Source organism: Agarivorans sp. (assembly GCF_050295395.1).
Lineage (GTDB): Bacteria > Pseudomonadota > Gammaproteobacteria > Enterobacterales > Celerinatantimonadaceae > Agarivorans.
In genome coordinates, this window is the sequence record NZ_JBNKPP010000043.1 from 1 (window position 1) to 5,570 (window position 5,570).

Annotated in this window: 5 protein-coding genes and 1 pseudogene; 3 read left to right on the top strand and 3 right to left on the bottom strand. The window is 47.6% G+C overall.

From position 1 onward, the window contains the following. The 3 genes and pseudogenes from ACQY6Q_RS02690 to ACQY6Q_RS02700 all read left to right on the top strand — a co-directional run. Positions 1–312, top strand: a pseudogene (locus ACQY6Q_RS02690) (sugar ABC transporter ATP-binding protein); the annotation flags it as partial. Next, positions 312–1,316 (top strand): ABC transporter permease, encoded by a 1,005-nt coding sequence (locus ACQY6Q_RS02695; protein ID WP_427977562.1) that lies wholly within the window; start codon positions 312–314, stop codon positions 1,314–1,316. The pseudogene ACQY6Q_RS02690 and the gene ACQY6Q_RS02695, both read left to right, overlap by 1 nt. A 34-nt stretch (positions 1,317–1,350) precedes the next feature. After that, positions 1,351–2,325, top strand: coding sequence for a substrate-binding domain-containing protein (locus ACQY6Q_RS02700; protein ID WP_427977564.1), 975 nt, complete (start codon positions 1,351–1,353; stop codon positions 2,323–2,325). An 82-nt stretch (positions 2,326–2,407) separates the two neighbouring features. Here the strand turns inward: ACQY6Q_RS02700 and ACQY6Q_RS02705 are convergent, their stop codons facing one another. From ACQY6Q_RS02705 to ACQY6Q_RS02715, 3 genes are all read right to left on the bottom strand, one after another. Then, the gene (locus ACQY6Q_RS02705) at positions 2,408–3,097 is read right to left on the bottom strand and encodes an SIMPL domain-containing protein (RefSeq protein ID WP_427977567.1); all 690 of its coding nucleotides are present in this window, start codon (positions 3,095–3,097) and stop codon (positions 2,408–2,410) included. 29 nt (positions 3,098–3,126) lie between these two features. Continuing rightward, positions 3,127–5,058: a LapD/MoxY N-terminal periplasmic domain-containing protein gene (locus ACQY6Q_RS02710; protein WP_427977569.1), complete on the bottom strand. Its 1,932-nt coding sequence runs from the start codon at positions 5,056–5,058 to the stop codon at positions 3,127–3,129. 9 nt (positions 5,059–5,067) lie between these two features. After that, positions 5,068–5,570, bottom strand: a 503-nt coding sequence (locus ACQY6Q_RS02715; RefSeq protein ID WP_427977572.1) for a transglutaminase-like cysteine peptidase, incomplete at its 5' end; no start/stop codon positions are given.

Genomic DNA, 5,570 nt, shown 5'->3' on the forward strand with positions numbered 1-5,570 from the left:
CTGTCGAAATGGATGGATACTCAGCCGCAGATCTTGATCTTAGACGAGCCCACCCGCGGAGTGGATGTAAATACCAAGAAGGAAATTTACCACTTTGTGCAAAGCATGACCGAGCAAGGTTTAGCCGTGGTGGTGATTTCCTCCGATATGGAAGAACTAATAGGTCTGGCTCATCGAGTATTAGTCATGCGAGAAGGACGCGTCCAAGGTGAGCTACAGCAGCAAGATCTTAACGAAGAAAAAATCATGTTTTTGGCCGCAGGCCTACACGGCGAAGCAGCCAGTGCCCCCAGTTTACAGGAGCAGCATTGATGAACGAGGTAGTAAAAATGAACCCGAAAACCCCCTCTATTACCAGTTCTAACTGGCTGGATAAACTGCCCAAGTTTTCCATGTCGAGTTGGGCACCGTTGATTGCACTATTGGTATTGGTGTTGCTCTCGGCCATGGCCAGTGACCACTTTTTAATTCCTAGGAATATTACCAATGTACTGCGCCAAGTGTCCTATACCGGGATTATTGCCCTAGGTATGACCTTTGTAATTATCGCCGGAGGCATCGACTTGTCGGTGGGTTCGATGGTGGCCTTAGTCGGTGTATTGGTGATTATGCTGCTCAACTACCTGGGAGATGGTTGGTTGGCGGTAAGCATTGCCATTGGTGCGGCCATGGCAATGGGTGCCGCCTTTGGTGCGCTTAACGGCTTACTCACCACCAAGGGCAAAATCACCGCCTTTGTGGCTACCCTTGCCACCATGTCAATTTTTCGCTCACTCACGCTTTACATCAGTGATGCCGGAGAAATGGTGTCGCAAAACAACTACTACCCCGATATTGGCGGTGGCTATTGGTTGGGGATCCCCATTCCGGTTTGGCTGTTCATTGGCTTGGCTTTTTTAGGCCACATCATTTTGCGTCATACCGCCTATGGTCGCCATGTTTGCGCGGTGGGCTCTAACCCTAAAGTCGCCAGTTATTCTGCGATTAACGTGCAAGGCGTGTATTTCTTAACTTTTGTTATCGTGGGTTTCACTGTGGGCCTATCCGCAGTGATGCTGTCTTCACGACTTAATTCGGTGAGTCCCGGCGATGCCGGCTTGTTTTACGAACTCGATGCCATTGCTGCCGTGGTGATAGGGGGCACCTCCCTAGCCGGAGGCAAAGGCACATTATGGGGTACCGTAATTGGTGCCATCATTTTAGGCATTATCAATAACATGCTGAATCTAATGGGGGTATCCCCCTACTTACAAGGGACGGTTAAAGGCTTAGTCATTTTAATTGCGGTATTAATGCAATTTAAACGTGAGCGCTAAACCGCCGTTGGTAATCATTCAAGGAGAGTAACTTATGCGTTTAATGCAACAGATAGGAAAAATACTATTAGCGGTGCTTTTAGTAGGCTCACTCGGTGTTAATGCAGCGGTGGCCAAGACTCTAAAAGTAGGTGTATCGGTTCCCTCGGCAGACCACGGCTGGACCGCCGGTCTGTTATGGTGGGCTGAAAAAGCAGCAGCCGACTTTAAAAAGTCTGAAAAGGATGTTGAGTTTTACGTGGTGGCCGCCAGCTCGGGCTCGAAGCAAGTGGGCGACGTGGAAGATTTAATGATTAAGGGCATTGATGCCTTGGTTATTTTGCCGCATAACCCCGCCACTTTGCAGAAGGTGATTGAAGAAGCCTACAACAGCGGCATCTACACCGTAGTGGTTGACCGAGAACTAGAAACCCCAGCACAAAACGTATTTATTGCGGGTGATAACGCCGGTTTGGGTAGTGTGAGTGGCGAATGGTTAGCTAAAGAAATGAACGGCAAAGGTAAAGTGGTGGTTATTGAGGGCATGTCGATCCCCATTAACAAACAACGAGTAGACGCCTTTAATGAAGTGATAGCCAAACACCCAGGTATCACTATTTTAGATAGCCAACCAGCCGACTGGTCGACACAAAAAGCCCTTGCGGTAATGGAAAACTACTTGCAAAAACATCCCAAAATTGATGCGGTGTGGTGTCAGGATGACGATATGTTGAAAGGGGTAATGCAAGCAATTAAAGAATCGGGGCGCAGCGACATTAAAACCGTACTTGGGGGAGCTGGTTCACAAGACATCATACAAATGGTGGTAGCTGGTGACCCAGTGGTGCGTGCTACTGTTACCTACCCACCTAGCATGGTTGCTTCGGGCATAGCCTTAGCCATTACCGGTGCCCGTCATGAACACTTGGGTAAAATGTACCACAGTGCACCATCTAGAGTAATTTTGGCAGCTGAGTTAATTGACGCCAACAATGCCGCTGAGTTTGTGGTGCAAGACGCTGCCTACTAAACTAAGGCTTATCACTTAAACTAAAAAATGGCGCAAGTGCTACATCACTTGCGCCATTTTCATTTAAATCGAGCTAGCGAGACTAGTCTTCGGTGACTAATTCGAAGCTCACATCAACCTGATCATGGTATTCCAATTGCGCCGCTTGATAAGAACTGCCACCACTGTCTGCGACAGCCATTAAGGCTCCCTCCATCTTCATTCGAGGAACCGCCGATTGATTGCGGTAGTTAACTTCCACCACCGGACCAAGCTGGCTATTATAACCTTCGGCTAAGTGGCGCGCTTTAGCGTAGGAGTCTGCTATGGCTAAGGCCCTTACTTGCTGTTTAAGTTGCTCCTCTTGAGAACTTTTATAAAGCAACTGACGCACCTCATTAACACCACTGATCATAGCGGCATCCAGAATTTGGGTTAAGCCCTCTAAGTTAGCCAATTCCACCATAATACTGCGCTCGGCGAGGTAGCCCACAAATACCCGTTCACGGTCCTGATACTGATATTCGGCGCGAATTTGTAACTGGCTGGCTTCAAAGCGGTCCGAATCGGTCAGTAGCGGAGACAAATTGGCTTCGGTTACCTTAACGATTTTATCCACCCGCAGTTTTGCCTCAGCGGCGGTTTTAGCCAAACTGCTGGCTTGCAGATCAAGTTGCACTTGGTCGGCTAGCGCCAACAGTTTAGCTTCTCCACTGGTATGTAATAGCGCTGCTTGAACTGGCGATAAACTCAAGACCACACTCATTAACACTATACTGACTAACTTATTCATCTTCCCCTCTCAAATTATTTGTTTTAAGACTATTCAGCCAAGGCAAAGGGCTGCGGCGGCGCGATATACCCCTGATAGGCATCAACTGGCAATACCGAAAGCAATTCGACTTGTTGTTGATTCTCTACTCGTTGCGCCACCGTGACAATCTGCAAGTTGCGTGCAGCGCGACAAATCGCACTTAAGAAATGGCTATCGCCATCTTCAGCCAAGGCTTGTGCCGTATAACCATAGTCAATTTTCACATAATGCGGTTTAACTCGGCTTAAATAATTTAAGGAATTAAGATTACGCCCATATTGATCGATGCCAATTTGATAACCCAATTCACGTAATACATCTAAGCTGGATTCCAATTGCTGATTTTCTCGTAAAAACGCCGTTTCGGGAATTTCCAAGGCTAGTCGCGGCGCGATTGACTGATAACGCAGCGCTAGCTCTACTAGCCAGTTCAAAAAGCTCAACTCGCCTAAGGCTGACAAAGTCAGGTTAATGGCTAACTTCAACTGGGGATCGGCCAACAAGGCTTTAGCTGCTTTCTCTAATACCATTTGGTCAAACTTCGCGCCCAACTTAAATTGTTCCAGAGCTGGCATAAACTGCCCTGCAGCAAAACGCTGCGCATCCACTTCAATGCTAGTAAACAGTTCTTGATGCAGCTGTTGCGGACTATGAATAAATTGCACCACTTGGGTTTTATAGGCCAAGCTATGCTGATTAATACTGGTTTCCAGCAATTGCTTCCACTGACTACGTGGAATTTGGCTGTGCTCTGCTTCCACCAAACAATAAAAGCCTTCGCGTAGGTCGCGTGCTGTTTGCAGCGCGGTATCGGCAGCGGTGAGTAGCTCACTGATGTTTTCTTGCTGCTGGCGCAATACTAAGCCCATCACCAAGGGACGGGCCATGTGCTGTTGCCAAGTGCCCAAGCGGGCTTGAATATCCTGCTGAACTTGCTCGGCTAAAGCCTCTAGCTGTTGCTGGTCGTAACCCTCGGCTAAAATCGCAAACTCTAGATTACTTAAGCGCGCAATCACCAATTGTTTTTGTTGTTCGGTATAAGAACTAAATAACTCACCCATGGCCGCGATAAATTCATCGCGCTGATTAAAACCACCATGCACATGAATCGCTTCAATGATATCCAGAGAAACTAAGGCTAAGCCCCCCACTCCAGACTCGGCCAACCAAGACTGGCTCTGATTAAGAAAATAACGGCGATTGCCCAAACCCGATACAGGATCTTGCAAGGCTTGTTTTCTTAGGCTGTTTACTTCCTGGACCTGAGACGCAAATTGCTGGGCAATGTTGTCTGACATATGATTAATCGCCCCCACCACACTGCGTAGCTCTTGAGTACGCGGCAGGGGAATGGCCTGACCAAAATTGCGCTGCTCTATTTGCTTGGCTTGCTGTTGGATCTGCTGTAAGGGTTTAAGCAAATAACGTAGCGCGCGGATCAACACCAACACCGTGATCAGAAAACCCACTAAAAACAGTTTGGCCAAATCCACCATGGCAGACCATAACTGCAAATAGGCATAACCGGGATGCCCTACTACCGTTAGCTCGCCCAATTGCATCCAGCCACTGGTCAGCACTTGCTTTTGTTCGCTGGGCTGAAATAAGTCCAAGTTGGTGAACCACTGCGGTACACCAGCAATAGTAGGGCTATTGCGGCGGTCTATCAGCTGATCATCAGCAAACAGCTGCAAACGAATTTGCTGATAATAACCACTGTCAAACATTGCGTTGATCACCGATTCAGCAGCCACCATGTCGCCGTCTTCCAGATAGGGACTCAGCGATAAACCTAAAGAGGTGCTGGTATTATTCACATCAGATAGCTGCTGCTCGGATAAATAAGCGCGAGTATTGCCAATTTCGATACTGAATACTACAGCCAATAAGCCGCCGTAAATCAGCAATACGACAAGTAACAACTGGCGATATAAGGTCATAGTGTTCCCCTAAACATCGAAATTCTTCACTGGTTTTTTTAATTTATTGAGCCGCCAACGTTGCTGAAGATCGGTCCAAAGCTTTAAACGGCTTGCCTTACCGGCCAGTTGGCCACGCCCCTTTTCTTTCATTAGCCACAGGTGTTGACCATTAAAGCTATAGATAGGCACTAAATCTTCTCGCTGGGTGGCTGGCAAAATAGTTGGATTAATATTGTCGAGTAGAATAGGCACCGACGACGGCGTGGGATAATAGGCCACCACCATATGAAATTGATTGTAAGTCAATGATTTAACATAGACTAAGCGCATCTTGTCATCGCTCACGCCCAGCTCTATCAGCGAAAAGTATTTGGCAATGCTAAAGTCGTCGCAGTCACCAGCGGCAGCCCCTAAAAACTCAACTGGCGTCGCCCAGTAGTCTTTTTGTCCCCACACTTCAATATCATCAACAAACTGCAGCTGGTTAAAGAAATCATTTACCGAACTGAGTTTGTCGGTCTCACTGAGTT